The organism is Azospirillum thiophilum (assembly GCF_001305595.1).
GTDB lineage: Bacteria > Pseudomonadota > Alphaproteobacteria > Azospirillales > Azospirillaceae > Azospirillum > Azospirillum thiophilum.
This window is the reverse complement of sequence record NZ_CP012404.1, coordinates 289078-314651: the sequence shown is the minus strand read 5'-3', so window position 1 is coordinate 314651 and position 25574 is coordinate 289078. Positions and strand designations below refer to the sequence as shown.

Below are 25574 nucleotides of genomic sequence, written 5' to 3'. Positions count from 1 at the left end.
CTGGATGGGGTGGGGTCAGGGGGCGGCCGGGCCGTTTTCGAGCGCGAACTCGCCGGCCTGCAGCTTGCGGCGCAGGATCTTGCCGACCGGCGATTTCGGGATTTCGTCGAGGAAGACGTACTCGCGCGGGCGCTTGAAGTTGGCGAGACCGGAGGTGCGGCAATGCTCGTCGAGATCCTTGGCCTCGACGCCGCGGGCGCGCTTGACGAAGGCGACGACCCGCTGGCCCCAGCGCTCGTCGGGCAGGCCGGCGACCGCCACCTCCAGCACGCCGTCATGCAGCGACAGCACGCTTTCGATCTCGACCGGCGAGACGTTCTCGCCGCCGGTGATGATCATGTCGTCGACCCGGCCGGTGACGAACAGGTCGCCGTCGCCGTCGAGGAAGCCGATGTCGCCGGTGAAGTACCAGCCGGCATGCAGCGCCTTGGCGTCGGCGTCCGGCCGTTTCCAATAGCCCTCGAAGGACTCGTCCCCCGACAGGTCGGCGACGATCTGCCCCTCCTCCCCGGCCGCCGCCCGCTCCTCCGGATCGAAGCTGCCGAGGCGGACGATGCGGATGCGCTGGTTCAGCGCCGCCTTGCCGGCCGATCCCGGCTTGGCCGGCGCGTTCTGGTCGATGGTGAAGGTGTAGATCTCCGACGAGCCGTAATGGTTGACGAACAGCTCGGGCCGGAAGGCGGCGTCCAGCCGCTTCAGCAGGCCGTCGGTCATCGACGCCCCGGCGAAGCCCAGCTTGCGCACCGACGACACGTCGGTCGCGGCGAATGCCGGGTCGGCCAGCAGGTCGTGATAGAGCGTCGGCACCAGATAGAGGCAGGTCAGCCGTTCCGCCGCGATCAGCTCCAGGGCGCGGGCGGTGTCGAAGCGCGGCAGGCAGACGAAGCAGCCGTCGACCAGCGCCATCGCCAGCAGCGAGCGCACCCCCATCGTGTGGTAGAGCGGCATCACCCCCAGCGTGCGCTCGCCCCGGTGGTAGCAGTTCTGGGCGACATGGGCGACGGCGGCGGCCCGCTCGGTCCGGTGGCGGCGCGGCACGCCCTTGGGCTTGCCGGTGGTGCCGGAGGTGTAGAGGAACAGCGAGACATGCTCCGTCGTGGCGCGGGGCTGCGCCGGGGCCGGGTCGCCGTCCAGCAGGTCGGCGAAGCGGTGCCCGGAGTGGCCGCCACCGGTATCGCCGACCGCGATACGGGGCAGCGCCCGCGCCGCGGCGGAGTCCCCGACGGCGTCGGCCGACACGTCCTGATGGAACAGGGCGCGCACCTCGGCATTGGGCAGGCAGTAATCCAGCTCGTCGGCCTTCACCCGCCAGTTCAGCGGCACGATGGCGATGCCGGCCAGCTGGCAGGCCCAATGGATGGTCGCCATCTCCCATGTGTTCTGCAGCGCGGTGGCGATGCGGTCGCCGGGATGGAGGCCGAACCGGTCGAAGGCGCCGACCAGCCGGCGGATGCGGTCCAGCCACTGCGCGTAGGTCAGCCGCAGGCCGCCGTCGACGATGGCGAGCGTGTCGGGGCTGCGCTCCGCACTGGCCAGGATGCTGCGGCCGAGGTCAAACATGACCGCCCTCCTTCATCGTCTGGCCTGTGACCTCCATCACCGCGCGGACGATGCCGGCATAGCCGGTGCAGCGGCAAAGATGGCCGCTCAGCATGTCGCGTAGCTCCTCTTCGGTGGGTTTGGGGGTGCGGCCCAGGTAATCGGTCAGCGACATCAGGATGCCGGCCGTGCAGAAGCCGCATTGCAGGGCGTGGTGCCGGCGGAACGCCTCCTGGAGCGCGGTCATCCGCCCCCCGTTGGCCGCCGCCAGCCCCTCGACGGTGTCGATGCGCCGGCCGTCGGCCTGCACCGCCAGCGTCAGGCAGGCACGGACCGCCACGCCGTCGATGCGGACGGTGCAGGCGCCGCACACGCCATGCTCGCAGCCGACGCGGGTGCCGTGGGCGCCCAGCTCGTGGCGCAGGAAATCGCTCAGCAGCAGGCGCGGATGGGCGTGGCCGCTGCGCGGCGTGCCGTTCAGGACGATGGAGACGGCATGGCGCGTCTCCGCCGCCAAAACCGGCGGGGAGGCTTGGGACGTCAGCGGCGGCATGACAGGGCTTCCTCAAGGACGGTGCGGCCGATCCGGCGGACGAGGTCGCGGCGGTAGCGCGCGGTGGCATGCTGGTCGTCGTCGCCGCCCAGATCCCAGGCGAAGGCGTTCAGCGCCTCGTCGAGATCCGGCGGCAGCCCGCCCGAAACGAGCGGCCAGGACCGCAGCGTCGGCCGGTCGGCGACCCCACCGACGGCAAGGCTGGCAGAGTGGCCGTCCACCGTGGCGGCGCAGGCGGTGATGGCGAAGTCGCCATGCCGCATCGACATCTCGCGGAAGGCATGGCCGCTGCCCGGCTTCGCCAGCGGGAAGCGCACGCATTCGACGATCTCGTCCGCCGCCTTCACCGTGGTCAGCGGCCCCAGGAAGAAATCGGCGGCGGCGACGGTGCGGCGGCGCTTAGCATTGCGCAGCACCACCTCGCCGCCGCTGGCGACCAGGCAGAGCGGCGTCTCGGCGCTGGGGTCGGCATGGGCGACCGAGCCGCAGAGCGTGCCGCGGTTGCGGGTCTGGAAATGGCCGACCCACGGCAGGGCGGCGGCCAGCAGCGGCACCTCTCGCGCCAGGGCCGGGCGGGCCAGCACCTCGGCCTGGGTGACGGCGGCACCGACGGTCAGCCAGCCGGCCTCGGTGCGCAGGCTGCGCAGCTCCTCCAGCCGGCTGAGGTCGATCAACAGGCGCGGCTGCACCAGCCGCATGTTCAGCATCGGCATCAGCGACTGGCCGCCGGCGATCACGCGGGCGTCGTCGCCCCCGGCCGCCAGCGCCGCCAGCGCGTCGGCGACCGTCGCCGGCCGCAGATAATCGAAGGACGCGGGTTTCATCGGGTGAGTCCCAGAAGGCGCAGCAGCCGCGCCAGGAGCGAAGGAGGCTTGACGGAAGCCGCGGGGCCGCCGGCACGGGCGACCAGCTTTTCGAAGAACTGGCCGATCAGCAGGCGGGACGCGCTGTCGAGCATCCGGCCGCCGACCGCGGCGACCTTGCCGCCGACCGACGCGCCGTAGCGGTAGGTGACGCGCGTGCCGGTCGCCGTCCGCTCCAGCGTGACATGCCCGGTGCCGCTGCCCGAGCCGAGCGCGCTGGTGCCGCTGCCGGTCAGGGTCAGCGCGTTGGGCGGGTCGAGGTCGGACAGCGCCACCTCCGCGGTGTAGCGGCCGCGCACCGGGCCGATGCCGACCACCACCTCCGCCCGGTAGGCATTCGGGCCGACGAGATCCAGCGCCTCGCAGCCGGGCAGCAGCGCCGCCAGCTCCTTGGGGTCGAGCAGGATGGCCCAGACCTGTTCGGGGGTGGCCGGCACATCGCGGCTGCCCTCCCCGGTCAGGCCCCGCCCGCCCTTCACCGCGGCCGGCGGCGGGGCGGCAGAGCCGGCTGCGGATGCCGGGCGCGGCGGTTCCGGCGGATGGATCAGCGCCGCAAGCTTGGCCGGGGTCAGCGGCAGGGACGGCACCTCGCCCGCCGCCACACCGGACAGTGCGTCCGCCACCGCGTTGGCGAGGCAGACCGGGGTGCTCATGCAGTTCCCCTCCCCCACCCCCTTGGCGCCGAGCGGCGTCACCGGCGACGGGCTTTCGCGGTGGAGGATGACGGGCACCGGCACCTCGCAGGCGGTCGGCACCAGATAGTCGGCGAAGGTGCCGGACAGGAACCGGCCGTCGTCGCCATAGGCGTATTCCTCGTACAGCGCGGCGCCGACGGCATGGGCGAAGCCGCCCAGGATCTGGCCCTCCACCAGCAGCGGGTTCAGCAGCCGACCGGCATCGTGCATGGTGACGTAGCGGTCGATCCGCAGCGCCCCCGTGGTCCGGTCGATCTCCACCCCGCAGAAGTCGAAGATGAAGCCGTAGCAGGCGGAGCTGTTAATGTGGTCGGCGTCGGTCGGCGCCTTCAGCGGCTCCGGCGTCCAGAAGGCGGTCTCGCGCAACGCCGCCTCCTGCCCATCGGGCAGCGTGCCGGGCGACCAGTGGCCGGCGGCGGCGACGCGGGAGAAGGACAGCCCGTTGTCCGGGTTGGCCTCGGAAAACACCCTGCCGCCGGCAAAGCGCACATCCTCCGCCCGGCAGTTCAGCGGACCGGCGACCAACGCCGCCATCCGTCCGCGCAGCCGGGTCGCCGCCACCTGCGCCGCCCCCGCCACCGCCCCGGCGAAGCGGCTGGAATAGTTGCCCGACGCGATCGACCAGGCGTCCTTGCCGGTGTCGAGGTCGGTGTTGACGCGGATGTCGTCGAAGCGCAGGCCGAAGACGTCGGCCACCACCTGGGCCAGCACGGTGCGGTGCCCCTGCCCCTGCGGCGCCGACGCCACCGTCACCGACACGCCGCCGGTGGGATCGACCGCGACGCTGGCGGTCGCCTGCGCGCCGTTCTTCGGCCCGGCCTTGCGCCGCTCCTCGGCGGTCAGGACGGTGGTGATGTAACCCATGTTGGAGATCGACGGCTCGACCACCGCGGCGTAGCCGATGCCGTAGAGCCGCCCCTCGGCCCGCAGCGCCGCGCGCCGGGCCTTCAGCGCGTCGAGCGCGCCATCGCGCACCGCCTGCTCCAGCGTCGCGCGGTAGTCGCCGCTGTCGAGTGTCCCGCCCGACGCCGTGCGGTAGGGCATGGCGTCGGCCGCCACCAGATTGCGGCGGATGACGTCGAGTGGATCGAGCCCAAGCTCCGCCGCCACCCGGTTCATCAGCCGCTCCAGCCCGTAATAGAGCTGGCCGCCGCCGAAGCCGCGGTTGAGGCCGGTCGGCGTCTTGTTGGTGACGACGATGCGGTTGGTCACCGCCAGGTTCGGGATGTCGTAGGCCCCGGTCAAATTGCCGTGGTTGCGGTAGAGCGAGGCCGGTTCCGGCGCCCGCAGATAGGCGCCGCAATCCTCGGTCTGCTCCATCCGCAGCGCCAGCACCCGGCCGTCCGGCTCGACCGCCGCCTCGATGCGCATGCGGCGCGCGGTGGCCGAGGTGGCGGCCATCAGATGCTCCAGCCGGTCCTCCACCCACTTCACCGGCCGCCCGGCGACACGGGCGCACAACCCCATCAGCACGACATAGGGGAAGACCGCCTGCTTGTTGCCGAAGCTGCCGCCGGAATGGGGCGGCGTCTTCAGCCGCAGCCGCGACCCCGGCACGTTCAGCGCGCGCGCCATCACCGGATGGACGGCGAAGGGTCCGGAGAAGTTCGACAGCACCTCGTACGCATCCTCGGCCGCGTCATAGTCGGCCAGGACGACGAAGCACTCCATCGGGGTGCAGGAATTGCGGGGATACTCGACCTCGACCGACACGCTGCGGGCAGCGCGGGCGAAGGCGGCCTCGGGATCGCCGTAGCGGAAGCTGCGGCTGTTGACAAGGTTGGAGCCGACCGCCGGGTGCAGCGGCTCCGCCCCCTCCTCCAGCAATCCTTCTCCCAGTGCCTGGGCGATCGAGGTCACCGGCGGCAGCGGGCGGTAGCGCACCGCGATGCGGTCGAGCGCGTCCTCGGCCAGATAGCGGCTGTCGGCCAGCACCACCGCCACCGGCTCGCCGACATGGCGCACGCGGTCGGTGGCGAGGCACCAATGCTCCATCGGCGCGCGCACGCCGACCAGGAACGGGCTGGCAAGGCGCCTGGCGTCGGCCCCGGTCACCACCGCGGCGACGCCGGGCAGCGCCAGGGCGGCGGCGGCGTCGATGCCGAGCAGTTCGGCATGGGCGTGCGGCGAGCGCAGGATCGCGGCGTGCAGGGTGCCGGGCTTCACCGGCAGGTCGTCGGCGTAGCGGGCGACCCCGGTCAGCAATGCCGCGTCTTCCACCCGAGGCATGGCGCGGCCGACGAGCGGTGCCGCATCTGTCCTGGGTTCAACGCTCTGCGTGGCGGTCTGCGTGGCCGTCATCGTCGTCCTCCGGTTACCGGGGAAGACTATTCCGTTCGCCACGCAAAGCTTTTACCGTGGAGTGTCGCGAATTACCCTAGCGTCTCATTTTCGTGCAGGTGGAGGCGGGTCAGGCGTGCCCCGCTCCTTGCCGCCCCGCTTCCTGTCGGTCGAGCAGGGTGACGACGCGGCGGTACTCGGTGGGCGTCACGCCCTGGTGGTTGCGGAAGAAGCGGCTGAAATGGCTGGGCGCCGAAAAGCCGAGCCGGCCCGACACCTCGGTCGCGCTCTCCTGCCCGGCGGCCATGGCGTCGATGGCCGCCTCCATCCGCAGCACGTTGAAATAGAGCGCCGGGGTGATCGCCATCGTCTGCTGGAACAGCCGGAACATGTGGGCGCGCGACAGGCCGGCGGCGGCGGCGACCCGGCCGGCGTCGAACTCCTCGCCCAGCGTCCCGCTCATGAAGCGGATGGCCTGGCGGATGCGGAAGTCGCCGGCCACCGGGGCGGCGTGCCGTGTCCCGCCCAGCGTCCGCCATTCGGAGAAACGGTCGATGATGGCGATCATCAGGTCGAACAGCGCCTGTTCCATCCGGTCGCCCGACGGGTCGTCGTAAAGCAGTTCCGCCGCCATCCGGTCGGCGAGCCGGCGGATGTAGGGCGTCAGCTCGCCGCAGGACTGGGCGAAGAAGCCGGGGCTGCCGCTCGCGTTGAACTCGCGCTGCATGGCGCCCAGCCAGCGCGGCTCGATGTACAGCGCCAGGATCACGGTGCGCGGAGCGCCCGGCTGGTGGGCGTAGGAATGGGCCTCCCAGCTGTTGACCAGCACCGCGGTATCGTCGCGCAGCGGATGGAGCTGGTCCCCCACCGCGAAGCGGGTGTCGGCGCCGGACGCCTTGATCAGCACATGGCAATGGGGATGCGCGTGATGGATCAGCGCATTGTCCATGTCCAGCAGGGCGACGCGGCCGAAGCTCCCCTGGTGGATGCGCATCGCTTTCGACATGGCGTCCGATCCCTTCCGCTCCGCCCGCGGCCGGTATCGGCCGGGGCGGCGTCCAATAGTTTGCTTTTCAAGCTAATCATCATGAAGCGTCATTGCCAGAGCCATATGAACGGGTATGGATGGACGGATGGCCGCCGGCGCCCCTACAGCTTCGTGCGTTTTATATGAAATGCACGAACCTCTATCCCTTTGTTTGGTGATCGGCGGTGCTCTCCGATTCAGGTACGCCCCCGCGCGATCAACTCCGGCGGCGCCAAACCTCCGCACAGACGCCTTCCGCCCCGGCCGGCACGTCCACCAGGGCCGCGGCGGCGCGCAGCAGCAGGCTGTGGCCTTCCGGCACCGGCAACGCCTCTCCCCCGTCGGGCGTGACCGTCAGCGTCCCGGCCAGGGCATGGACCAGCAGCGCATCGCCCGCGGCCCGGCCCGCAGCCCAATGGCTTCCGCCCGCCAGCAGCGTGAGGTTGCCGGTGGCGGAGGCGCGGTCGAGCATCAGGTTCACGTCGCGGATCGGACCGGCGGTCGGTTCGCACCACACCGGCGCCTCGCCGGGAAAGGCGAAGGCCGGCTCCATGCGGCGGCGCTCCACCGGCGGGGCGCCGTCGACGGACAGGCGCATGCCGTCGCCCTCGACGACCGCGATCAGGCGGTCATAGCCGGAAAAGGCGGAGAAAGGTCCGGGTTCGACGACATCGGCGATGCTAACGCGCCACAGGAAACGGCCCTGGCCGCCTTCCCCCTGCCCGTCCGGCGGCCCATCGATCGGTTCGACCGCCAGTTCGGTGGTGACGCCGCCGCCATTCTTCCAGGGAACGCGGCGGTGGTCGGCTGGGCTCAGACGCGTGATCGACGGCAAGGGGCTGCTCCGGAACGGATCGGTTCCACTCCGTCATAGCACAGGTGAGGGCGCAAGGTCAGGGCACGGGACAAGCCCGCCGCGTCACACGAACAGGCTGAAGCTTCCCATCAGCTTCTGCGTGCCGGTCTGGCCGGTGGGGATGGAGTTCATGGTGCCGATGGCGCTGTTCAGCCCGTCCAGCGTCGCCTGCTGGCCGGTGGTGAGCGTCAGGCCGGTACTGCCCTTGGCCGGCTGCTTGGCCACCGTATCGTAATCCTTGCTGTAATTGCCCATCACCACCTGCATGGCGTAGTTCTTCGGGTCCTTGTCAGACTGGCCCTTGTCCCGGGTGACGCGCAGGGTGTAGTCGCCCTTGTCGACGGTTAGGTTGCCGGCCTGCAGCTTCTTGAAGGAGTCATACTCGTCGCCGGCCTTCGGGTCGCTGTCGGCCATCACGCGGCCCAGCCGGTTCATCAGCTGGACCCGGACACCGTCGTCGCCGACCTGGCCCAGGGTCATCTCGCCCTTGGTGGTGACCTTGAACTTGTAGAAATCGACCTTGTCGTTCGGTGCCAGGGTGCTGGCGACGTTCAGGCGGGTGGCGTTCTTGGCGAGCACGCCGATGTCGGTTGCGCCGCCCGTGGTCGTCAGCGCCGACTTGTTGACCGACTTCTCGAAGGTCTGGACTTCGCCGATGGCCTGGTTGCTCTGCGACTTCCTGATCGCCTCGACCGCGTTGTTGATCGACGCGTTGAGGTTGGACACCATAGAGCTGACGCTTGAGAGAGCATCATCCGCCATGATCCGTCATCCTTCTCCCGATCCGACCGTTACGCCTGCCATGGCCGCGCTCCCGCCGACGGCCGATAAACCGACGAGGGGGGCCGCCGGCCGAGCCGTCACCCGGGCATGACTGCCCATGGAGAGTATACGACATCGGCCGGCGAAACATAGGCGGGATTCGTGATTCTTTTGGTCGAATCGTCGAAAACGGAACCGGCGCGCCACGGTGGGGACCGATCCGGGGGTCAGGATGGCCGCTTCGCCGCCGCCGCGGGATGCGACTCGGGCTGGGACCGGGGGGCCGAAACCGCCGCGACGGCCAGCGGCGCGGAGGCCGCAGCCGGTGACGCCGGCTCCTCGACGGGCTGGACATGGGGCGGCTGGGTCGGGCCGGTGACGACATCGAAATCGAACATGACAACCTCTCTTGCGGATGGTGAGGCCGCCCGGATCGCCCATGTTCGGATTTTCAGGATGTGCAGCCCATCGAGGGCCGGAGGTCACAAACACGAAAGCCGCCGCGGGTCGGTCCGGGCGGCTTCGGGAGTGAGCGACAGATGCGCGTTCCTAGGCCGCCGAACGAAACCAGCGGCCAAAATATCGGGAACGTCCGGAGGACGTGATGGAAAGCGCCTGTTGCATGGCAAAGACCATAGCGCGCCGCCGCCGCCCTGCCAAGGGACAATTTCCAAAGGGCCGCCTCACTTGGCCTTCCCTCACTCGGCCGCCCTGCGCTCGCCCACCGTGTCGGCGACATAGGCGTCGCGCCGCCCCATCGGCCGGCCGGGCTGCCCGTCGCGGCGCTTCGTGGTGTCGCGGGTGGTCTGATGCTCGATCTCCGCGTTCAGCTCCGCCCCCAGCAGCACGACGTAGGAGGTCAGGTTGAACCACAGGAGCAGGACGACGACGGCGCCGACCGACCCGTAGGTTTCGTTGTAGCTGCCGAAATTCGACACATAGACCGAAAAGCCCAGCGAGCCCAGCAGCCAGACCGTGGTCGCCGTCGCCGACCCCCAGCTGACCCAGCGCCATTGCGGCTCGCGCCGGTCGGGGGCGTAGCGGTAGAGGACGGCGAGCGCCAGCACGATCGCCAGCGCCAGGATCGGCCAGCGGATAAGGCTGGCGGCCCAGCCGATCGGCGTGTCCTTCAGCCCGACAATGGCGATGGCGGCGGGAACCGCGACGATCATCACCATGGCGACGAGGACGAACAGCAGCCCGGCCACCGTCAGCCCCATCGACAGGGCGGCCAGCTTGAGGAAGCCGCGCCTTTCGGTCTCGCCATAGGCGATGTTCAGCGCCGACACCAGCGAGTTGGTCCCGCGCGACGCGCTCCACAGCGTCAGCAGCAGGCCGAAGATCAGGCCGAATCCCAGCCCCTGCGACGGGGCGGTCGCCACCTTGCGCGCCTGGTCGCTGACGATCGACAGCGCTTCGGGCGGCAGCAGGCCGCGCATCTGGCTCAACTGGGTCTCGATCATCGCCGGATCGGCGACCAGGCCGTAGATCGACACCAGCGCCGCCACCGCCGGGAAGATGGCGAGCAGGGCGTAATAGGCGACGCCGGCCGACAGCATCGACACATTGTCCTTGCCCTGTTCGTCCCACACCCGCAGCAGGATGTCCTTCCAGCCGCGCGCGGGGATGTCGGAGGGGGTCTCCGCCGTCCGGCCGCGCCCGTCCCGGTGCCCGCCGCCGCGTCCGTCCGCGGTGGCCTGCCTGTCCTCCGGGTGGCGATCCGCACGGCCCCGATGCGCATAATAGTGGCGGCGGCTCAGCCCCAGCATGCCGGCATCCCCTCAGGCCACGGCTTCGCGCAGCGCGCCGACACGGTGGCGCGCCGTCTCGATGGCATGGAACTGGGCACCGATGGCGACCTGCAGATGCTCATCCGGCGCGTCGGCCAGGGCGTCGCGGAACAGGGCCAGCGTGTCGTCCAGCCCGCTTTCGAGCCGGACCAGCAGGTCGCCCCGCGCGCCCGGCCCACCGGCCCCGGCAACGACCCGGCCCGCGGCGGTCTCGGCCAGCCCATGCAGCGGCGACCAGGCCCGGCGGCCGTCTCCCACCCCATCCCCGGCCTCGCCGGTCTCGACCCAGCCGCCGCCGTTGCGCAGATCCTCGTCCAGCGCCGCGGCGCTGCGGTCGAGCTGGTCGGCCAGGTCTTCAAGGCGCGGCGACAGGCCCGGGTCGGCTATGGTCATGTCGGCGCGGCGGAACGCCGCCGATCCGTCGCGGCAGGCGGCGATCAGGCCGCTCAGCAGTTGCCGGCTGCGCGGGTCGAGCCGGCGGCCATGGGCGTCGTAATCGTCGAATTCGGTGGTCATCTCCGGCGTGCGGGCGACCGCCCAGCCGAGCCAGAGCGCGCCGATCCCGATCAGCGCCACCGGGATCGGGTTGGCGCGGACGGCGCGGGCGATGCGCCCGGACATGCCGTCGCCGCCGCCCTGGATGACGTCGCGCACCACCTGGACCACACCGCCAGACATCTGGCCGGGCGACAGGCGGAACTCGATCTCGTCGATCACCGAGTCCATCCGGGCGCGGATCGACTCGATCTCGTGCTCGATATCCTCGGGCCGCCGGCTTTGCGAAGCGGCCGCGGGATCGGCCAAGGGACCGGTTGGGGCGGACGGAATGGCGTCGTTGTGGTTGGGCATGCCGGACGTCTCCTGTGGAGGCTGCCGGCTTGCAACACCGCGAGGTGCCGATTGTTCCACCCGCCTCTCCGGCGATCAGGCCAGCGCGGCCATGGCGCCGACACGGCTTGCGCCCTGCCGTATCTACGTATTTTGACGCAGGTCAATGAGTTGCATCCCCGATGCGTCAGGATGGCGCGGTGGATGAGGAGGTGCCCGCCTTCATCCGATGGTCATTCTCCGATTGCCAGTGTCCGATTGCCGTCATCCGATTGCAGCAAGGTGTCCGCGCGCATGTCCCTGGGCGTTCCCATGCAGTGCCCCGACCGGGGCGGCCCGGCCGGCGGCGCTCCCCCGGCCGGCCTTCCGGACGGCTTTTCCAGCCGGCTCGACGCGCTGCTCGCCGCATACCGCATGGCCGGCCGCGGCGTGGGACGGGCCGCCAGGCGCGGGGCGGCGGGCAACCCGGCGCTGGCGGTGGAGGCGGTGGGCTTCCACCCCTGCGGTCCCGGCCGCCTGGGCTGCATGGTGACGCCCTGGTTCCTGGAGGCGGTGCTGCTGCCCGACGACCCGTTCCTGTGGGCGGAGGCCCGTGACGGCGACCCGCTGCCGCTCGAATTGCCGTCCGGCCGCCATCGCTTCACCGCGGCGCGGATGGGGCTGCTCGGCACCCTGGCGGCGATTCCGCTCGCTTCCGACATGGCGCTGTTCCTGGACGCGGAGGATGCCCGCCACGCGGCGCGCCTAGCGCTCGACACCCTGTCGGGGAGACCGGCGCAGGCGCCGTCCGGGTGCCCCGTCCTTGCCGGGCCATGGCCATGACCGTCACGCCGGGCGCCGGGCCGGGCGCCGGAATTCCGGGAGAGGGATCGGTCGCCGTCCGCCTGCAGCTTGCCGATGGACGGATCGGGCGGGCGGCGGTCGCGACCCGCCGCCCCCGCGCCGTCGCCGCCCTGGTCGGGCGCACGGCGGACGAGGCGGTCCGGCTGGCCCCTTTGCTGTTCAGCCTGTGCGGCACCGCGCAGGGGCTGGCGGTCGCCCGGGCCTGCGAGTCGGCGCTGGGGATCGATGCCGCCGCGCACGAGGCGGCGCGCGCCCTGCTGACCGACGCGGAGGCGCTGGACAGCCATGGCTGGCAGGCGGCCGTCGAATGGCCGGCCCGGCTCGGCGCCCCCCCGCGGCCGGCGGCCCTGCGCGGCCTGCGCCCGGCGGTAACGGCGGTCGCGGCGGCGCTCTATCCCGCCGGGGACGGGCTGCGGCTGGGCGGCGGCGCCCTGCGGCCGGACGCGGCGGCGCTGCGCGACGCGCTGGCCCGCCTGTCCGGCTGGCTGGAGGCGGAGATCTTCGCTGGACCGCCGCCGCGGGATGCCGACGGCCTCGCCGCCTGGGCCGCAAGGGGCGGCAACGACGCGGCGCGGCTGGCGGCGCGGCTGATCGAGCCCGATCTGGCAGGCTGGGGCGCCTGCGGCGTACCGCTGCTGGGCGAACGGTCGCCGGACCGGTTCGCCGCGGCGCTCGCCGCCGATGCGTCCTTCGCCGCCCGGCCGCCGCATCCCGCCCTGACCGGCCCGCTGGAGCGGCAGGCCGGGCATCCGCTCGTCCTGTCGGTGACGGAACGGTTCGGCGACGGGCTCGCCCGGCTGTTCGCGGCGCGGCTGGCCGATCTTGCCGAGCTGCCGCGCCGGATGGAGGCCGCCGCCGGAGCGCTGCGCCCCGCCGCCCCGGCCTTCCGCCCGGCCGCTCCATCCGGCCCGGGCACCGGCTGCGGCGTGGCGGAGACGGCGCGCGGGCGGCTGGCGCACTGGCTCCGGCTGGACGAATCGGGGCGGCTGGCCGATGCCCGGATGGTGGCGCCGACCGACTGGAACTTCGCCGCGGACGGGCCGCTGGCGCGCGGGCTGGCCGGCGCCGCGGTGCGCGACGGCGCCGATGCGGTGGAGCGGGCGCGGCTGCTGGTGGCGATGCTCGATCCCTGCGTCGCCTGCGGCATAGAGGTACACGAATGACGACCACTTGCCCGAAACGGGGCAGCCGTCCGATGATGGCCGCAGACGGCTTGCGGCTTCTGGAGTGGGAGAGCGCGTGATGTGCACGGTTTGCGGATGCGGCGAAGGCGAGACCCGGATCGACGGTGCCGCGATGGATGAGGACGGGCACGAGCACGTCGGCCCGGACGGCAAGATCTACCGCCATCGCCACGGCGAGGGGCACGCCCATCCCCACACCCACGGGCATGACCATGGCGATACCCACGAGCATGTCGGCCCCGACGGCACGGTGTTCCGCCACAGCCACGACGGCCACGGGCACCATGAGCATGAGCATGACCACGGCCATACCCATGACCACGAGCATGGCCATGGGCACCATGAGCATGGGCATGACCACACCCAGGCGCACGACCATCGCCACCGTCCCGACCGGCCGGACGCCATCGACGGCGGCGCCGCGCTGAACCGGCCGCGGCTGGTCACGATCGAACGCGACATCCTCGCCAAGAACGACGCGCTGGCCGACGTCAACCGCCGCCGCTTCGCCGGGCGCGGGGTGTTCGTGCTGAACCTGATGTCCAGCCCCGGCTCGGGCAAGACGACGCTGCTGACCCGCAGCCTGACCGACCTGAAGGGCCGCTTCCCGGTCGCGGTGATCGAGGGCGACCAGCAGACCAGCTTCGACGCCGACCGCATCCGCGCCACCGGCACCCCGGCGGTGCAGGTCAACACCGGCAAGGGCTGCCATCTCGACGCCGGCATGGTGGCGCAGGCCGCCGACCGGCTGGAGGCCGGGGGGCAGTTCGCCGGCGACGGCGTGCTGTTCGTGGAGAATGTCGGCAATCTGGTCTGCCCGGCCGGCTTCGACCTGGGCGAAACCCACCGCGTCGTGGTGCTGTCGGTGACGGAGGGCGAGGACAAGCCACTGAAATACCCGGACATGTTCGTCCGCGCCGACCTGCTGGTCGTCAACAAGATCGACCTGCTGCCGCATCTGACATTCGACGTGGAGCGGATGATCGGCTATGCCCAGCGCCTGAACCCGTCGCTGGCGGTGATCCAGCTGTCGGCCACCGGCGGCGAGGGGCTGGAGGAGTGGTACGACTGGATCGCCGACGGGCTGGCAGAGGCCCGCGCGGCCCGCGCCGCCACGCCCGAAGCCGTCTCCGCCGTCACCCCTGCCGTCTGACCGAAGGACCGCCGCCATGTGCCTCGCCGTTCCAGCCCTGGTCACCGCCCTGCTGCCCGACGACCGCGCCACCGTCAGCCTGGGCGGCGTGACCTCCACCTGCTCGCTGGAGCTGGTCGAGGACGTGGCCGTCGGCGATTATGTGATCGTCCATGTCGGCTACGCGCTGTCCCGCCTCGATGCCGGGGAGGCCGAACGCACGCTGGCCCTGCTGGCCGAGGTCGCGGACGCCGAAGCCGCCGCCTGACCGCCATCCCGCACGCCCACCCACCCGACCATCCCGGACCCCCGCCATGACCGACCGCCGCCTCTTCACCCGCAAGCTCGACATCGCCCGCGGGGCGGTGGACATGACCCACGGCTCGGGCGGCAAGGCGATGGCGCAGCTGGTGCGCGAGCTGTTCGCCGCCGCCTTCGCCAATCCCTGGCTCGACCAGGGCAACGACCAGGCGGCCTTCGACGTGCCGGGCGGGCGGATGGTGATGACGACCGACGGCTTCGTCGTCTCGCCGCTGTTCTTCCCCGGCGGCGACATCGGCTCGCTGGCCGTCCACGGCACGGTGAACGACGTCGCCATGGCCGGCGCGGTGCCGCTGCACCTGACCGCCGGCTTCATCATCGAGGAGGGCTTCCCGCTGGCCGACCTGAAGCGGGTGGTCGACAGCATGGCGGCGGCGGCGCGCGAGGCCGGGGTCGCCATCGTGTCGGGCGACACCAAGGTGGTGGAGCGCGGCAAGGGCGACGGCCTCTTCATCACCACCACCGGCATCGGCATGGTCCCGCCGGGCGTGGCGCCGTCGGGCGACCGGGCGCGGCCGGGCGACGCCATCCTGGTCAGCGGCACCATGGGCGACCATGGCGTCGCCATCATGTCGACCCGCGACAATCTGGGCTTCGAGACGGCGATCCTGTCGGACAGCGCGGCGCTGAACGGGCTGGTCGCGGCGATGGTGGAGGCGGTGCCCGGCGTCCATGTGCTGCGCGACCCCACCCGCGGCGGGCTGGCGACGACGCTGAACGAGATCGCCCACCAGTCGGGTGTCGGCATGCGGCTGCGCGAGGCCGACATCCCGGTGCGCGCCGAGGTCACCGCCGCCTGCGAATTGTTGGGCCTGGATCCGCTCTATGCCGCCAACGAGGGTAAGCTGATCGCGATCTGCGCCGAGGAGGAGAGCGGCCGGATGCTCGCCGCGATGCGCGCCCACCCGCTGGGACGGGATGCCGCCTGCATCGGCCGTGTGGTGGAAGACCCCCATCGATTCGTCCAGATGGAGACCCGGTTCGGCGGCCGCCGCATCGTGGATTGGCTGACCGGAGAACAGCTTCCCCGTATCTGCTGACCCGTACCGCCGGGCTAACCCACTGTTTCCAAAGATGCGGCCCCTTTGGCGGGACCCCTTTCGCGCGCTGGCCGTTGCCTCTCCCGGATGGTCCTATGCTCTGACCAGAGACGATCAGCGACGAGAAACTCCAATGGCGTTGTCCAACATCGCTCTTTTGGGCGCTCCCCGTCTGGACCCCGGCCGGATGGCCGGAGCCCGGTCGGCGATGCAGGCGATGGACCGGCTGCCCGGCTGCCCGCCCCTGCACCGCCACCGGGTGAAGCGCGCCTTCGACATCGTCGGCGCGCTTGGACTGCTGGCGCTGTTCGGGCCGCTGATGCTGGCGATCGCCTGGATGGTGGCGCGCGACGGCGGGCCGGCGGTGTTCGGCCACCGGCGCATCGGTGCCGACGGGCGCCCCTTCACCTGCCTGAAATTCCGCTCCATGGTGGTCAATTCCGCCGAGGTGCTGGACCGGCTGCTCGCCACCGACGAGACGGCGCGCGGCGAGTGGCTGGCGACGCGCAAGCTGCGCCGGGATCCCCGCATCACCCCGGTCGGCCGTTTCCTGCGCAAGTCGAGCCTGGACGAGCTGCCGCAGCTGGTCAACGTCCTGCGCGGCGACATGAGCCTGGTCGGGCCGCGCCCGATCATCGACGACGAGGTGCCCTATTACCGCGCCTGCTTCTCCTTCTACACCCGCTGCCGCCCCGGCCTGACCGGGCTGTGGCAGGTCAGCGGCCGCAGCGACGTCGATTACGTCCGCCGCGTCCAGCTCGACACCGCCTATGTCGTCGGCTGGAGCTTCTGGACCGACATCGGCATCATGCTGCGCACGGTGCGCGTCGTCGTGAAGGGCAGCGGCGCCTACTAGTAGTTGACTTTCCCCCCTCGAAAGCAGCCATCCGTTCACGCCGTCGCGCGCTCCATCGGGGCGCGCGACGGCGTCGTTGCCGCCCACCATCTCCCAGCTTGCCGGAACCGGGCTGGACTTTGAGAATGGGCGAACGACGTGTTAGGGTCGCTTCAACCGGCGAAACCCCTGGTAAAGTGAACGATGCGTGTGAGACCGCCGGCCGGACCGGCCAGTCAAGAGGGGCCTAGGATGGCGAAGCTGCTGGCTGCCTTGCTGCTGATGATGGTGGCGATCGGGCCGGCCTGCGCCGTGGCCCCCACCAGCCGCGCCGACACCGTCGCGGCGCTGGACCGTTACCGCAGCGATTTCGCGAAGATCCGTGGCTATGGATCGCTTTCCACCGCCGACCGCAACTACGTCCTCTTTTCCGACGCCATGCGCCGGGTGCTGACGGAGCATGTGAAGCCCTTCGATCCGCAGGTGCTGATCGACAAGGCCGAAGACGGGCTGAAGAAGAAGAAGGCGGAGAACCCGCGCGCCAGCGACCGCATGCTGACCGAAGCGGCGCTGGACGGCATGCTGGGCTCGCTCGACCCCTATTCCAGCTTCCTCGATTCCGAGCGCTACCGCTACCTGCGCGAACAGACGCAAGGGGAGTTCGGCGGGCTCGGCATCGAAGTGACGATGGACGAGGACAGCGGGCTGATCAAGGTGGTCTCCCCGATCGACGGCTCGCCCGCCGCCCGCGCCGGCCTGCGCAGCGGCGACCTGATCGCCCGCATCGACGACATGGCGGTCAAGGGGCTGAACCTGCACGACGCCGTCGCCCGCATGCGCGGGCCGGTCGGCAGTTCGGTGGCCCTGTCGATCCGCCGGCCGCCGGCGACCGACGCCAACACGCGGGTGTCGCTGACCCGCGCCATCGTCAAGATCCAGCCCGTCCGCTACCGGCTGGAAGGCAACGTCGCCTATGTCCGCATCGCCACCTTCAACCAGTCGACCTCCACGGCGCTGGATGCGGCGGTCGAGGACATGCGCCGCCAGTCCAGGGGCCGGCTGATCGGCGCGGTGATCGACCTGCGCAACAACCCCGGCGGCCTGCTGGAACAGGCGGTGCAGGTGGCCGACCGCTTCCTGGAGACGGTGGACATCGTCTCGGTCCGCGGCCGCGACCCGGAGGAATCCCGCTCCTACCGCGGCACCTCGGGCGACCTGCTGGCCGGGCTGCCGGTGGTGGTGCTGATCAACAGCGGCTCGGCCTCGGCGTCGGAGATCGTCGCCGGCGCCCTGCAGGATCACCACCGGGCGCTGCTGTTCGGCTCGCGCTCCTACGGCAAGGGATCGGTGCAGACCATCTCCTCGCTCAGCTCCGACACCGGCATCCGCCTGACCACCGCCCGCTACTACCGTCCGTCGGGGGCACTGGTCGACTGCTTCGGCGTGTCGCCGAACCTGGAAGTCAAGCCGACCCACGGCAGCACCGAGGAAAGCCATCCCGACCCCGCCACCTGCGACGCCAATGCTCCCGTCCCGCCCAAGCCGCAGGTCTGGATGGTCGCGGACATGTGCCCGGACGTGATGGACAAGGCGCCCAAGCCAGACGACGACCGTCCGCTGGAATGCGCGGTGTCGGCCATCCGCAACCGCCTGACCGGGACGCTGGCCGGAGGGGAGTGAGGGAGCCCCTCTCTCCCGCCCCGGGAGAGGGTGTTTTCCTACCCCACGAACCCCGGCCCCATCACCCGCGTCTCCACCGTCCAGCCCATCCCGTGCGCGGCGATGGCGGCGACGGTGCCCGGCAGGACGCGGCGGTCGAACAGGCTCCAGTCGGCCGGAACGCCGACATCGGCCCGCAACTCGGGCCCGATCTCCAGCAGGGCCGGTGCCGCACCCGGCGTCACCTCCACCGCGAATTGGTCGAGCGGCATCGACAGCCCGACGCCGGCCGCCTTGATGAAGGCCTCCTTCCGCGTCCAGGCCAGCAGGAAGCCCTCGTCCCCCTGGCCGGCGGGCAGCGCCCGCAGGGCGGCGCGCTCGACGGCATGGAAGAAGCGGTCGGCGATCCCCTCGGCACTCTCGATGGGGCGCAGCCTCTCGATGTCGATGCCGATCCGCCCCTCCGCCGCCACGGCGATGGCGAGGCTGTCCTCGCTGTCGCTGAGATTGAAGGCCGGGCCGCCGGCCAGCGACGGCTTGCCATGCGCGCCGTAATCGAAGCGGAGCCCCGCCGGGTCGCGTCCCGTGCAGCGCCCCAGCAGCAGCCGCAGCAGCCCCCGGCGCAGCACGAAGCGGTCGGTCAGCCGCTCCATCAGGAAACGGTCGGCGCGCTCGATCTCGTCGGCGGACAGCAGCGCCCGCAGGGCGCCCCTGTGCGCCGACAGGCGGGTGAGGTCGGCGAACCAGACGCGGACCACGCCGAGGCCGAGGACGTAATCCTCGGCGGTCGGGTCATGCCCGGCGGTACCGCCGGGTTCTTGTGCGACAGCGCCGTCATGCATCGGACAGCGATCCTCCCTCGGAAATTAGCGCCCTGGCTCCGGCAGGGGTTTGGGGTATCATGCGCCCCTCTTGCATTCGCCCCCGCATCCGGACCAGGACCCCATGGTTGACACCGCCCTGCTCGCCCCGCACCTGACCAACGTTCTTCGCGACGCCTTCATCCCGGAGCTGCCCAATCATTACCGCGGCAAGGTGCGTGAAAACTACGACCTTCCCGACCAGGGCGACGGGGCGCGGCGCATCCTGATCACCACCGACCGCCTGTCGGCCTTCGACCGCATCCTGACGGCGATCCCCTTCAAAGGGCAGGTGCTGACCCAGACCGCCCGCTTCTGGTTCGAGGCGACCAAGGACATCTGCGCCAACCATGTCCTGGAATATCCGGACCCCAACGTGGTGGTGGCGAAGCGGCTGACCATCATGCCGGTCGAGATCGTGGTCCGCGACTATATGGCCGGCACCACCGGGACCTCGATCTGGTCGATGTACAAGCAGGGCCGGCGCGAGATGTACGGCCACATCTTCCCCGACGGGCTGCGCCAGAACCAGAGGCTCGGCACCCCGATCATCACGCCGACCACCAAGGCCTTCGACGCCGGCCATGACGAGGAGCTGACCGCGGCGGAGATCGTCGGCCGCAACCTGCTGACCCGCGCCCAGTGGGACGAGGTGTCGGACAAGGCGCTGGCCCTGTTCGCCCGCGGCCAGAAGATGGCGGCGGACCGCGGCCTGATCCTGGTCGACACCAAGTACGAGTTCGGTTTCGACCAGGATGGCAACATCCTGCTGGCCGACGAGATCCACACGCCCGACAGCTCGCGCTACTGGTTCGCCGGCAGCTACCAGGAGCGGTTCGAGACCGGCGGCAAGCCGGAGAGCTTCGACAAGGATTTCGTCCGCAACTGGGTGGTCGCCCGCTGCGATCCCTACACCCAGGACATCCCGGAGATCCCCGGCGACGTCGTGCTGGAAGCCGCCCGCGTCTACATCGAGGCCGGCGAGACCATCACCGGCCGCCCGTTCGAGGTGCCGGCCACGCCCGTTCCGGTGCTGGACCGCATCCGCGCCAACCTCGCCCCCTACTTCCCCAAGTGAGACTTGCCAAGCGAGACTTGCCAAGTGAGCGGAGAGGGCTCCATGCGCATCGCCATCCTCGACGATTATCAGCAGGTCGCCCGCGACCTTGCCGACTGGTCGCAATTGCCGGACGGCGCCGGCCTGACGGTGTTCGACCGGCCGCTCGGCGACGAAGACGCGGTGGCGGCTGCGCTGGAGCCCTTCGACGTGCTGGTGATCATGCGCGAGCGGACACCGTTCCCCGCGGCGCTGATCGGCCGGCTGCCGAACCTGAGGCTGCTGGTCACCACCGGCGCCCGCAACAACTCAATCGACCTCGCGGCCTGCGCCGCCCGCGGCATCACGGTCAGCGGCACCCGCATGGTCGGCACACCGACCGCCGAGCTGACCTGGGGCCTGATCCTGGCGCTGGCCAAGCGCATCCCGGCGGAGGAGCGCGCCCTGCGGGACGGCCGCTGGCAGACCGGCCTGACCGACGACCTGGAGGGCAGGCGGCTGGGGCTGGTCGGGCTCGGCAAGCTCGGAACCAAGGTGGCGAGGATCGGCCAGGCCTTCGGCATGGAGGTGGTGGCCTGGAGCCAGAACCTGACCGACGAGCGCGCGGCGGAAGCCGGTGTCGCCCGCGTCGGCAAGCGGGAGCTGTTCGCCACGTCCGACGTGATCAGCCTCCATCTGGTGCTCGGCGACCGCACCCGCGGCGTGGTCGGGGCGGAGGAGATCGGCGCGATGAAGCCGACGGCGCTGTTCGTCAACACCTCGCGCGCCGGGCTGGTTGACGAGGCGGCGCTGATCCATGCCCTGCGGCACGGCCATATCGGCGGGGCCGGCATCGACGTTTTCCCCATCGAGCCTCTTCCGGCCGACAGCCTTTGGCTCGGCCTTCCCAACACCGTCCTGACACCCCATCTGGGCTATGTGACGCGGGAGAATTACGCGGTGTTCTACCGCGACGCCCTGGAGGACATCCTGGCCTGGACGGCCGGATCGCCGGTGCGGCTGCTCTCCCCCGTCTAGATCGGATCGCGTAAAATCGGCATCGATTTGAAGCGTGAATCCGATCGCCAAACATAAGGCTAGAGTTTCGTGCGTTTCATATTAAACGCACGAAACTCTAGACGGGCAACGGAGACGGAGGGTGCCGGTGGGGGTGCGGACAGGGATCGGGGACGGCATCCGGAACGGCTTCTGGGCAAGGGTGGGCCGGCATCAGCTGGGCCTGCTCGTCGGGCTCTCGATCATCGCCGGGCTGCTGTTCGGCTTCGTCGAGCTGGCCGGCGAGGTGATGGAGGGAGAGACCAGCGCCTTCGACAAGCGGCTGCTGCTGGCGCTCCGCGACCCGCTGAACCCCGACCAGCCCGGCGGCCCCTGGTGGCTGGCCCGGGTGGCGCGCGACATCACCTCGCTCGGCAGCACCACCATCCTGACGCTGGTCACCGTCGCGACGCTGGGTTTCCTGCTGCTGCTGCACAAGCGGGCGGCGGCGCTGCTGGTGCTGGTGTCGATCGGCGGCGGCGGGGCGCTCAGCGCCGGGCTGAAGATGCTGTTCGACCGCGCCCGCCCCGATCTGGTGCCGCACGGCGATCAGGTGATTTCCGCCAGCTTCCCCAGCGGCCACGCCATGCAGTCGGCCGTGGTCTACCTTACGCTGGGCGCCCTGCTGGCCCAGTTCGTGGAGGGGCGGCGGACCAAGGCCTACCTGCTCGCCTGGGCGATGGTGCTGACGCTGGTCATCGGATCGAGCCGCGTCTATCTGGGCGTCCATTGGCCGACCGACGTGCTGGCGGGCTGGAGCGTCGGCGCCGCCTGGGCGGCGCTGTGCTGGATCCTCGCCGAATGGCTGCAGCGCCGCGGCACCGTCGAGCAGGACCGGCCGGAGGCGACGGTGGGGCGGTAAGGCGTGCGGGCCGACTGCGGTCTTGCCGGACCGTTTGTGAACAAGCGGGTTGAATACCGAAGCGTGCCCGCCGATAGTGTCGGCCCTACCCCTTTCGGATCAGGCCGCCCATGCCTCACGGCACTCTCGACCGCGAAACCCTGGAAGCCGTGGGCGTCCTCGCCCGCGCGGTGGACGGCGAGCGGGTGCCCGGCGTCCTGGAATGCCGGCTGCTGGCGAACGCGCTCCGCCGCACCCTGGACTCCGGACGGGAACTCGAGCTGGCCGAAGCCTCCCGCGTCTTCCGCACCCTGGACGCCGACCTGCGCGACCGCATCGTCGCCCGTGCCCGGCAGGAGGCCCGGCAGGCCCGCGGCCAGGGAACCGATGCCGCAAGGCAGGCAGTCACCCAGGAGGGACCGGCGGCCGAGAGGCCGGCAGCGGCCGAACCGAAGGCGCGCGCCGGCACCAACTTCCTTGCCGCCCTCAACGGCCTGCGCCCCGCCGCCAGCAGCCGCAACGCCGCCCGCGACCGCCTGCGCGCCGCGGTGGACACCCAGCGCCGCGTCGGTCAACGGACGGAACCGACGCTGGACTGACGTCATGCCAACGGCTTTCGATGGGTCACCATCGAAAGCCGTTGGTCTTATTTCAGGAAGAACTGGACCGGAACGACCAGCTCGATGCGCTCCTGCGCCATCTCCTCCGGCGGAGCCGGCAGGGGCGAGGCGCGGCGGACCATCTCCACCGTCTCCTCGTCCAGGACGCTGTGGCCGGAACTGCGGTCGATCTGGACCGACAGCACGCGCCCCTCGCGGTCGATGGTGAAGCGGACCTGGGCGACGCCCTCCTGCCGGCGGGCCTGGGCGGAGCGCGGGTAGCGCTTGTGGCGTTCCAGATGGCCCAGAACCCGGCCCTGCCAGCTCGGCACCGCCCGGCTGGGTGCCGTCGATGGTGCCGGCGCCGCCGGCGCCGGGGCGGCGACGGGAGCGGGCGGAGCGGCGGCGGGGGCCGGCTGCGCCTGCTGGACCACCGGGCGGGGCGGCTTCGGCTTCTCCGGCTTGGGCTTCGGCGCTTCCTTCTTCACCTCGGGCTTGGGCTTCGGCGGATCGGGCGGCGGCTTGGGCAGCACCACCTCCGGCTCGACCACGGGCGGCGGCTCCGGCGGCGGGGGCGGTTCCTCGACCACGGGTTCGGGTTCGGGCGGCGGCGGCTCGGGAAGCGGCTCGACGACCGGCTCCGGCATCGGTTCCGGCAGCGGGATGTCGATGGCGGGGGCCGGTTCGGGCGGAGCCACCGGCAGCGGCGCCAACTCCAGCAGCACCGCCGGCTGTTCCGCTTCGGAGGGCATGATCGGCACATGCCAGGCGACCATGGCGACGCCGGCCGCGGCATGGACGCCCAGCGCGACCATCAGGCTGCCGCCCCAGCGGGCAAAGCCCCGCGCCGGCCTTTCCCCTCCGTCCGAGGTCCAGTCAGCCGCGCCGAAATCGGAGGCCGCGCTCATGGGGAGGGGGCCGTTTCCAGGCCGACGAGGCCGATCTTCAGATATCCCGCGCCGCGCAGGCTGTTCATCACCTCGGTCAGCGCACCGTAATCGACCGTCTTGTCGGCCCGCAGGAAGACACGCTGGCTCTTGTCGCCATGGGTGGCGGCGTCCAGCGCGGCGCCCAGCGCCTCCTTGGTGGTCGAGGTCTCGCCCAGCGACAGGGTCTTGTCGGCCTGGATGGTGAGGAACAGCGGCTTGTCGGGCCGTGGCGTCGGCATCGCGGTGGAGGCCGGCAGGTCGACCGGCACATCCACCGTCGCCAGCGGCGCCGCCACCATGAAGATGATCAGAAGGACGAGGACGACGTCGATGAAGGGCGTGACGTTGATCTCATGGGTTTCGGTCAGATCGTCGTCGTTGCCGCCGGAGCCGAGGCGCGCACCCATCCCCGTTACTCCGCCGCCTGGGATTTGCCATGGGCCTGGGTGGCCCGGGGCAATGCATGGCGGTCGATGTCACGGCTCAGCAGCCGCAGCACCGCGGCCGACGCATCGGTCAACTGCGCCTTGTGCCCGCCGATCGCGCGGCTGCAGGCGTTGTAGACCACCACCGCCGGGATGGCGGCGACCAGCCCGATGGCGGTCGCCAGCAGTGCTTCGGCGATGCCCGGCGCCACGACGGCGAGGTTGGTGGTCTGCGCCTTGGAGATGCCGATGAAGCTGGTCATGATGCCCCACACCGTGCCGAACAGGCCGATGAAGGGGCCGGTGGACCCGATGGTGGCGAGGATGCCGGTGCCGCGCGCCATGCGCCGGCCGGCGGCCGCCTCGATCCGCTCCAGACGCGAGGCCGCACGGTCCATCAGGCCGTCGCGCGACGGGGCGTCGGCCGACAGGTGCGTCTCTGCGATCACCGCGCGCACCAGCGTTGCCGCGGTGCCCTGGCTGAAACCGACCCGCTCCGCCGCCTGGGACAGCGAACGCGCCTCCTCCAGCATGGCAAGAGCGGCACGGGCCTTGCGCTTGGCCGCGGACAGCTCGAAGGTCTTGGCGATGGCGATGGTCCAGGTCACGACCGAGGCGAGCGCGAGCCCAACCATCACCGCCTGCACCACCGGGCTTGCGGTGACGAACATGCCCCAGGGCGACAGGTCGTGCGGCAGCGACGCCAAGGCCGTCGCGGCATCGGCCGCGCCCTGCCCCACTCCCTGCCCGGCTCCATTGCCCATCCCCTGACCAGCCGGAACCGTCGCCTGAACCGCCGTGTGCACCGCAGTCGCCGCGGCCGCCGGATCGGCGGCGGGCGGCGGCGATCCGGCGGCGGGAGCGGCTGCCTCCTGCGCATGGGCGGCGGCGCCGGCCATCAGCACCCCGACCGCGGCAACAGCGGCGGCCAGGACAGGACGGTGGCGAAACGATGTCGGCATGGCGGTCCAACTCCCCTCGACGCGTGTCCACCACGCGCCGTGCAAAAACCCGATGACACTCCAGAGCAAAGCCCCCATCGGGTTTATAGTGCGAATGAGTCTCAATCGCACTGAAAATCGTCCGGCACTTGCCGGGATTCCGCCGTTTTTTATGGGGTTTTCAAACGGCCTAGCCCGCATTTCGTTTGCCTGACGAACCATTTCACGCATGGGGGCAGCACAGACCGCAAATGTGCGAACGAATCTCAATACCACAAAAACCGCGGTGTCGCGAGAAATCTGGTCGTTGCAGCGACCGAATCCAACCAAATCCGCGCAACCTTCCAACCCCGTCAGCGGTTGAACAGCCGAACAGCGCATATCCGATCCGTCTTGAAGGAGGGGCCTGATGAACCGCGTGTCGGTTGTGGATGAGAATGGCAGCTTCCGGCTGGTCGTCTGCGACGGTCGCTTCGCCGTGGTGGAAACGCGGGCCGGCAAGGTCTTCGGCGTGCCGCAAGACCGTGACGGCGGCCGCGACGGCGCCGCCGACAGCCCCGACGGCATCGAATCCGTGGCCCGCTGGACCGGCGAGGGCGAGGCGCGGGACCTCATGCGCGACCTGTCCCGGCGCGGCGAGGAACTGGCCCGAAGGATGCTGTAAGCCTTCGGGCCATGCG

26 protein-coding genes are annotated in these 25574 nt (G+C 70.9%); 12 read left to right on the top strand and 14 right to left on the bottom strand.

Features of this window, described 5'->3' with window-relative positions; translation table 11 throughout:
* Positions 1-15: 15 nt before the first annotated feature.
* The 10 genes from AL072_RS24265 to AL072_RS24225 form a co-directional block, all read right to left on the bottom strand.
* A complete protein-coding gene (locus AL072_RS24265) occupies positions 16-1560 on the bottom strand; it encodes an AMP-binding protein (RefSeq protein WP_045583569.1) in 1545 nt (514 codons plus the stop codon).
* Positions 1553-2092 (bottom strand): (2Fe-2S)-binding protein, encoded by a 540-nt coding sequence (locus AL072_RS24260; RefSeq protein ID WP_045583570.1) that lies wholly within the window; start codon positions 2090-2092, stop codon positions 1553-1555. Before AL072_RS24260 ends, AL072_RS24265 begins: the two co-directional genes overlap by 8 nt.
* Positions 2080-2916, bottom strand: a complete 837-nt coding sequence (locus AL072_RS24255) for an FAD binding domain-containing protein (protein ID WP_045583571.1) — start codon at positions 2914-2916, stop codon at positions 2080-2082. The genes AL072_RS24260 and AL072_RS24255 overlap by 13 nt, the downstream gene beginning before the upstream one ends.
* Complete coding sequence (locus AL072_RS24250) at positions 2913-5951, bottom strand: xanthine dehydrogenase family protein molybdopterin-binding subunit (RefSeq protein ID WP_045583572.1); 3039 nt, start codon at positions 5949-5951, stop codon at positions 2913-2915. The genes AL072_RS24255 and AL072_RS24250 overlap by 4 nt, the downstream gene beginning before the upstream one ends.
* Positions 5952-6060: 109 nt before the next feature.
* Positions 6061-6936, bottom strand: a complete 876-nt coding sequence (locus AL072_RS24245; protein WP_045583573.1) for a helix-turn-helix transcriptional regulator — start codon at positions 6934-6936, stop codon at positions 6061-6063.
* 238 nt (positions 6937-7174) lie between these two features.
* On the bottom strand, positions 7175-7792 hold the full coding sequence (locus AL072_RS24240; RefSeq protein WP_045583574.1) for a HutD/Ves family protein: 618 nt from the start codon (positions 7790-7792) through the stop codon (positions 7175-7177).
* An 84-nt stretch (positions 7793-7876) separates the two neighbouring features.
* A complete protein-coding gene (locus AL072_RS24235) occupies positions 7877-8575 on the bottom strand; it encodes a hypothetical protein (protein WP_045583575.1) in 699 nt (232 codons plus the stop codon).
* Between the two features lie 227 nt (positions 8576-8802).
* Positions 8803-8973, bottom strand: a complete 171-nt coding sequence (locus AL072_RS34990) for a hypothetical protein (protein ID WP_158511091.1) — start codon at positions 8971-8973, stop codon at positions 8803-8805.
* Positions 8974-9273: 300 nt separating this feature from the next.
* A complete protein-coding gene (locus AL072_RS24230) occupies positions 9274-10344 on the bottom strand; it encodes a YihY/virulence factor BrkB family protein (RefSeq protein WP_082109100.1) in 1071 nt (356 codons plus the stop codon).
* A 12-nt stretch (positions 10345-10356) separates the two neighbouring features.
* Positions 10357-11214, bottom strand: a complete 858-nt coding sequence (locus tag AL072_RS24225; protein WP_045583576.1) for a DUF3618 domain-containing protein — start codon at positions 11212-11214, stop codon at positions 10357-10359.
* A gap of 273 nt (positions 11215-11487) precedes the next feature.
* Here AL072_RS24225 and hybE point away from each other — a divergent pair, with 273 nt between their 5' ends.
* The 7 genes from hybE to AL072_RS24190 all read left to right on the top strand — a co-directional run bounded on the left by hybE (position 11488) and on the right by AL072_RS24190 (position 18228).
* Complete coding sequence (hybE, locus tag AL072_RS24220; protein ID WP_052710163.1) at positions 11488-12015, top strand: [NiFe]-hydrogenase assembly chaperone HybE; 528 nt, start codon at positions 11488-11490, stop codon at positions 12013-12015.
* Positions 12012-13199, top strand: a complete 1188-nt coding sequence (locus AL072_RS24215; RefSeq protein ID WP_245637002.1) for a nickel-dependent hydrogenase large subunit — start codon at positions 12012-12014, stop codon at positions 13197-13199. The genes hybE and AL072_RS24215 overlap by 4 nt, the downstream gene beginning before the upstream one ends.
* A gap of 79 nt (positions 13200-13278) precedes the next feature.
* Positions 13279-14373, top strand: coding sequence for a hydrogenase nickel incorporation protein HypB (hypB, locus tag AL072_RS24210; RefSeq protein ID WP_082109101.1), 1095 nt, complete (start codon positions 13279-13281; stop codon positions 14371-14373).
* A gap of 16 nt (positions 14374-14389) precedes the next feature.
* Positions 14390-14620: a HypC/HybG/HupF family hydrogenase formation chaperone gene (locus AL072_RS24205; protein WP_045583578.1), complete on the top strand. Its 231-nt coding sequence runs from the start codon at positions 14390-14392 to the stop codon at positions 14618-14620.
* A gap of 46 nt (positions 14621-14666) precedes the next feature.
* Positions 14667-15713: a hydrogenase expression/formation protein HypE gene (gene hypE, locus AL072_RS24200; protein WP_045583579.1), complete on the top strand. Its 1047-nt coding sequence runs from the start codon at positions 14667-14669 to the stop codon at positions 15711-15713.
* Between the two features lie 133 nt (positions 15714-15846).
* Positions 15847-16569 (top strand): sugar transferase, encoded by a 723-nt coding sequence (locus AL072_RS24195; protein ID WP_052710164.1) that lies wholly within the window; start codon positions 15847-15849, stop codon positions 16567-16569.
* 231 nt (positions 16570-16800) lie between these two features.
* The gene (locus AL072_RS24190) at positions 16801-18228 is read left to right on the top strand and encodes a S41 family peptidase (RefSeq protein ID WP_045583580.1); all 1428 of its coding nucleotides are present in this window, start codon (positions 16801-16803) and stop codon (positions 18226-18228) included.
* 38 nt (positions 18229-18266) lie between these two features.
* On the opposite strand, the gene AL072_RS24185 is transcribed toward AL072_RS24190, so the two are convergent.
* On the bottom strand, positions 18267-19049 hold the full coding sequence (locus tag AL072_RS24185; RefSeq protein ID WP_052710165.1) for a 4'-phosphopantetheinyl transferase family protein: 783 nt from the start codon (positions 19047-19049) through the stop codon (positions 18267-18269).
* Between the two features lie 103 nt (positions 19050-19152).
* Here AL072_RS24185 and AL072_RS24180 point away from each other — a divergent pair, with 103 nt between their 5' ends.
* The 4 genes from AL072_RS24180 to AL072_RS24165 all read left to right on the top strand — a co-directional run bounded on the left by AL072_RS24180 (position 19153) and on the right by AL072_RS24165 (position 22599).
* Positions 19153-20145, top strand: a complete 993-nt coding sequence (locus AL072_RS24180) for a phosphoribosylaminoimidazolesuccinocarboxamide synthase (RefSeq protein WP_045583581.1) — start codon at positions 19153-19155, stop codon at positions 20143-20145.
* Between the two features lie 42 nt (positions 20146-20187).
* Positions 20188-21141 (top strand): D-2-hydroxyacid dehydrogenase family protein, encoded by a 954-nt coding sequence (locus tag AL072_RS24175; RefSeq protein ID WP_045583582.1) that lies wholly within the window; start codon positions 20188-20190, stop codon positions 21139-21141.
* A 127-nt stretch (positions 21142-21268) separates the two neighbouring features.
* Positions 21269-22021: a phosphatase PAP2 family protein gene (locus AL072_RS24170; RefSeq protein ID WP_045583583.1), complete on the top strand. Its 753-nt coding sequence runs from the start codon at positions 21269-21271 to the stop codon at positions 22019-22021.
* 110 nt (positions 22022-22131) lie between these two features.
* The gene (locus tag AL072_RS24165; protein ID WP_045583584.1) at positions 22132-22599 is read left to right on the top strand and encodes a hypothetical protein; all 468 of its coding nucleotides are present in this window, start codon (positions 22132-22134) and stop codon (positions 22597-22599) included.
* A 47-nt stretch (positions 22600-22646) separates the two neighbouring features.
* On the opposite strand, the gene AL072_RS24160 is transcribed toward AL072_RS24165, so the two are convergent.
* The 3 genes from AL072_RS24160 to exbB are packed head-to-tail and all read right to left on the bottom strand — an operon-like array spanning position 22647 to position 24915.
* Positions 22647-23507: an energy transducer TonB gene (locus AL072_RS24160; RefSeq protein WP_082109102.1), complete on the bottom strand. Its 861-nt coding sequence runs from the start codon at positions 23505-23507 to the stop codon at positions 22647-22649.
* The gene (exbD, locus tag AL072_RS24155; protein WP_045583585.1) at positions 23504-23935 is read right to left on the bottom strand and encodes a TonB system transport protein ExbD; all 432 of its coding nucleotides are present in this window, start codon (positions 23933-23935) and stop codon (positions 23504-23506) included. The genes AL072_RS24160 and exbD overlap by 4 nt, the downstream gene beginning before the upstream one ends.
* 5 nt (positions 23936-23940) lie before the next feature.
* Positions 23941-24915 carry a tonB-system energizer ExbB gene (exbB, locus tag AL072_RS24150; RefSeq protein ID WP_045583586.1) on the bottom strand — a complete coding sequence of 325 codons (975 nt, stop codon included), beginning with the start codon at positions 24913-24915 and terminating at the stop codon, positions 23941-23943.
* A gap of 388 nt (positions 24916-25303) precedes the next feature.
* Here exbB and AL072_RS24145 point away from each other — a divergent pair, with 388 nt between their 5' ends.
* Complete coding sequence (locus tag AL072_RS24145) at positions 25304-25558, top strand: hypothetical protein (protein ID WP_045583587.1); 255 nt, start codon at positions 25304-25306, stop codon at positions 25556-25558.
* Positions 25559-25574: the final 16 nt, after the last annotated feature.

Excerpts from the sequence above, each read along its gene's own strand:
- AL072_RS24265 (WP_045583569.1), bottom strand. The coding sequence starts at position 1,560 with ATGTTTGACCTCGGCCGCAGCATCCTGGCCAGTGCGGAGCGCAGCCCC.
- AL072_RS24260 (WP_045583570.1), bottom strand. The coding sequence starts at position 2,092 with ATGCCGCCGCTGACGTCCCAAGCCTCCCCGCCGGTTTTGGCGGCGGAG.
- AL072_RS24255 (WP_045583571.1), bottom strand. The coding sequence starts at position 2,916 with ATGAAACCCGCGTCCTTCGATTATCTGCGGCCGGCGACGGTCGCCGAC.
- AL072_RS24250 (WP_045583572.1), bottom strand. The coding sequence starts at position 5,951 with ATGACGGCCACGCAGACCGCCACGCAGAGCGTTGAACCCAGGACAGAT.
- AL072_RS24245 (WP_045583573.1), bottom strand. The coding sequence starts at position 6,936 with ATGTCGAAAGCGATGCGCATCCACCAGGGGAGCTTCGGCCGCGTCGCC.
- AL072_RS24235 (WP_045583575.1), bottom strand. The coding sequence starts at position 8,575 with ATGGCGGATGATGCTCTCTCAAGCGTCAGCTCTATGGTGTCCAACCTC.
- AL072_RS34990 (WP_158511091.1), bottom strand. The coding sequence starts at position 8,973 with ATGTTCGATTTCGATGTCGTCACCGGCCCGACCCAGCCGCCCCATGTC.
- AL072_RS24230 (WP_082109100.1), bottom strand. The coding sequence starts at position 10,344 with ATGCTGGGGCTGAGCCGCCGCCACTATTATGCGCATCGGGGCCGTGCG.
- AL072_RS24225 (WP_045583576.1), bottom strand. The coding sequence starts at position 11,214 with ATGCCCAACCACAACGACGCCATTCCGTCCGCCCCAACCGGTCCCTTG.
- hybE (WP_052710163.1), top strand. The coding sequence starts at position 11,488 with ATGTCCCTGGGCGTTCCCATGCAGTGCCCCGACCGGGGCGGCCCGGCC.
- AL072_RS24215 (WP_245637002.1), top strand. The coding sequence starts at position 12,012 with ATGACCGTCACGCCGGGCGCCGGGCCGGGCGCCGGAATTCCGGGAGAG.
- hypB (WP_082109101.1), top strand. The coding sequence starts at position 13,279 with ATGTGCACGGTTTGCGGATGCGGCGAAGGCGAGACCCGGATCGACGGT.
- AL072_RS24205 (WP_045583578.1), top strand. The coding sequence starts at position 14,390 with ATGTGCCTCGCCGTTCCAGCCCTGGTCACCGCCCTGCTGCCCGACGAC.
- hypE (WP_045583579.1), top strand. The coding sequence starts at position 14,667 with ATGACCGACCGCCGCCTCTTCACCCGCAAGCTCGACATCGCCCGCGGG.
- AL072_RS24195 (WP_052710164.1), top strand. The coding sequence starts at position 15,847 with ATGGCGTTGTCCAACATCGCTCTTTTGGGCGCTCCCCGTCTGGACCCC.
- AL072_RS24190 (WP_045583580.1), top strand. The coding sequence starts at position 16,801 with ATGGCGAAGCTGCTGGCTGCCTTGCTGCTGATGATGGTGGCGATCGGG.
- AL072_RS24185 (WP_052710165.1), bottom strand. The coding sequence starts at position 19,049 with ATGCATGACGGCGCTGTCGCACAAGAACCCGGCGGTACCGCCGGGCAT.
- AL072_RS24180 (WP_045583581.1), top strand. The coding sequence starts at position 19,153 with ATGGTTGACACCGCCCTGCTCGCCCCGCACCTGACCAACGTTCTTCGC.
- AL072_RS24175 (WP_045583582.1), top strand. The coding sequence starts at position 20,188 with ATGCGCATCGCCATCCTCGACGATTATCAGCAGGTCGCCCGCGACCTT.
- AL072_RS24165 (WP_045583584.1), top strand. The coding sequence starts at position 22,132 with ATGCCTCACGGCACTCTCGACCGCGAAACCCTGGAAGCCGTGGGCGTC.
- AL072_RS24160 (WP_082109102.1), bottom strand. The coding sequence starts at position 23,507 with ATGAGCGCGGCCTCCGATTTCGGCGCGGCTGACTGGACCTCGGACGGA.
- exbD (WP_045583585.1), bottom strand. The coding sequence starts at position 23,935 with ATGGGTGCGCGCCTCGGCTCCGGCGGCAACGACGACGATCTGACCGAA.
- exbB (WP_045583586.1), bottom strand. The coding sequence starts at position 24,915 with ATGCCGACATCGTTTCGCCACCGTCCTGTCCTGGCCGCCGCTGTTGCC.
- AL072_RS24145 (WP_045583587.1), top strand. The coding sequence starts at position 25,304 with ATGAACCGCGTGTCGGTTGTGGATGAGAATGGCAGCTTCCGGCTGGTC.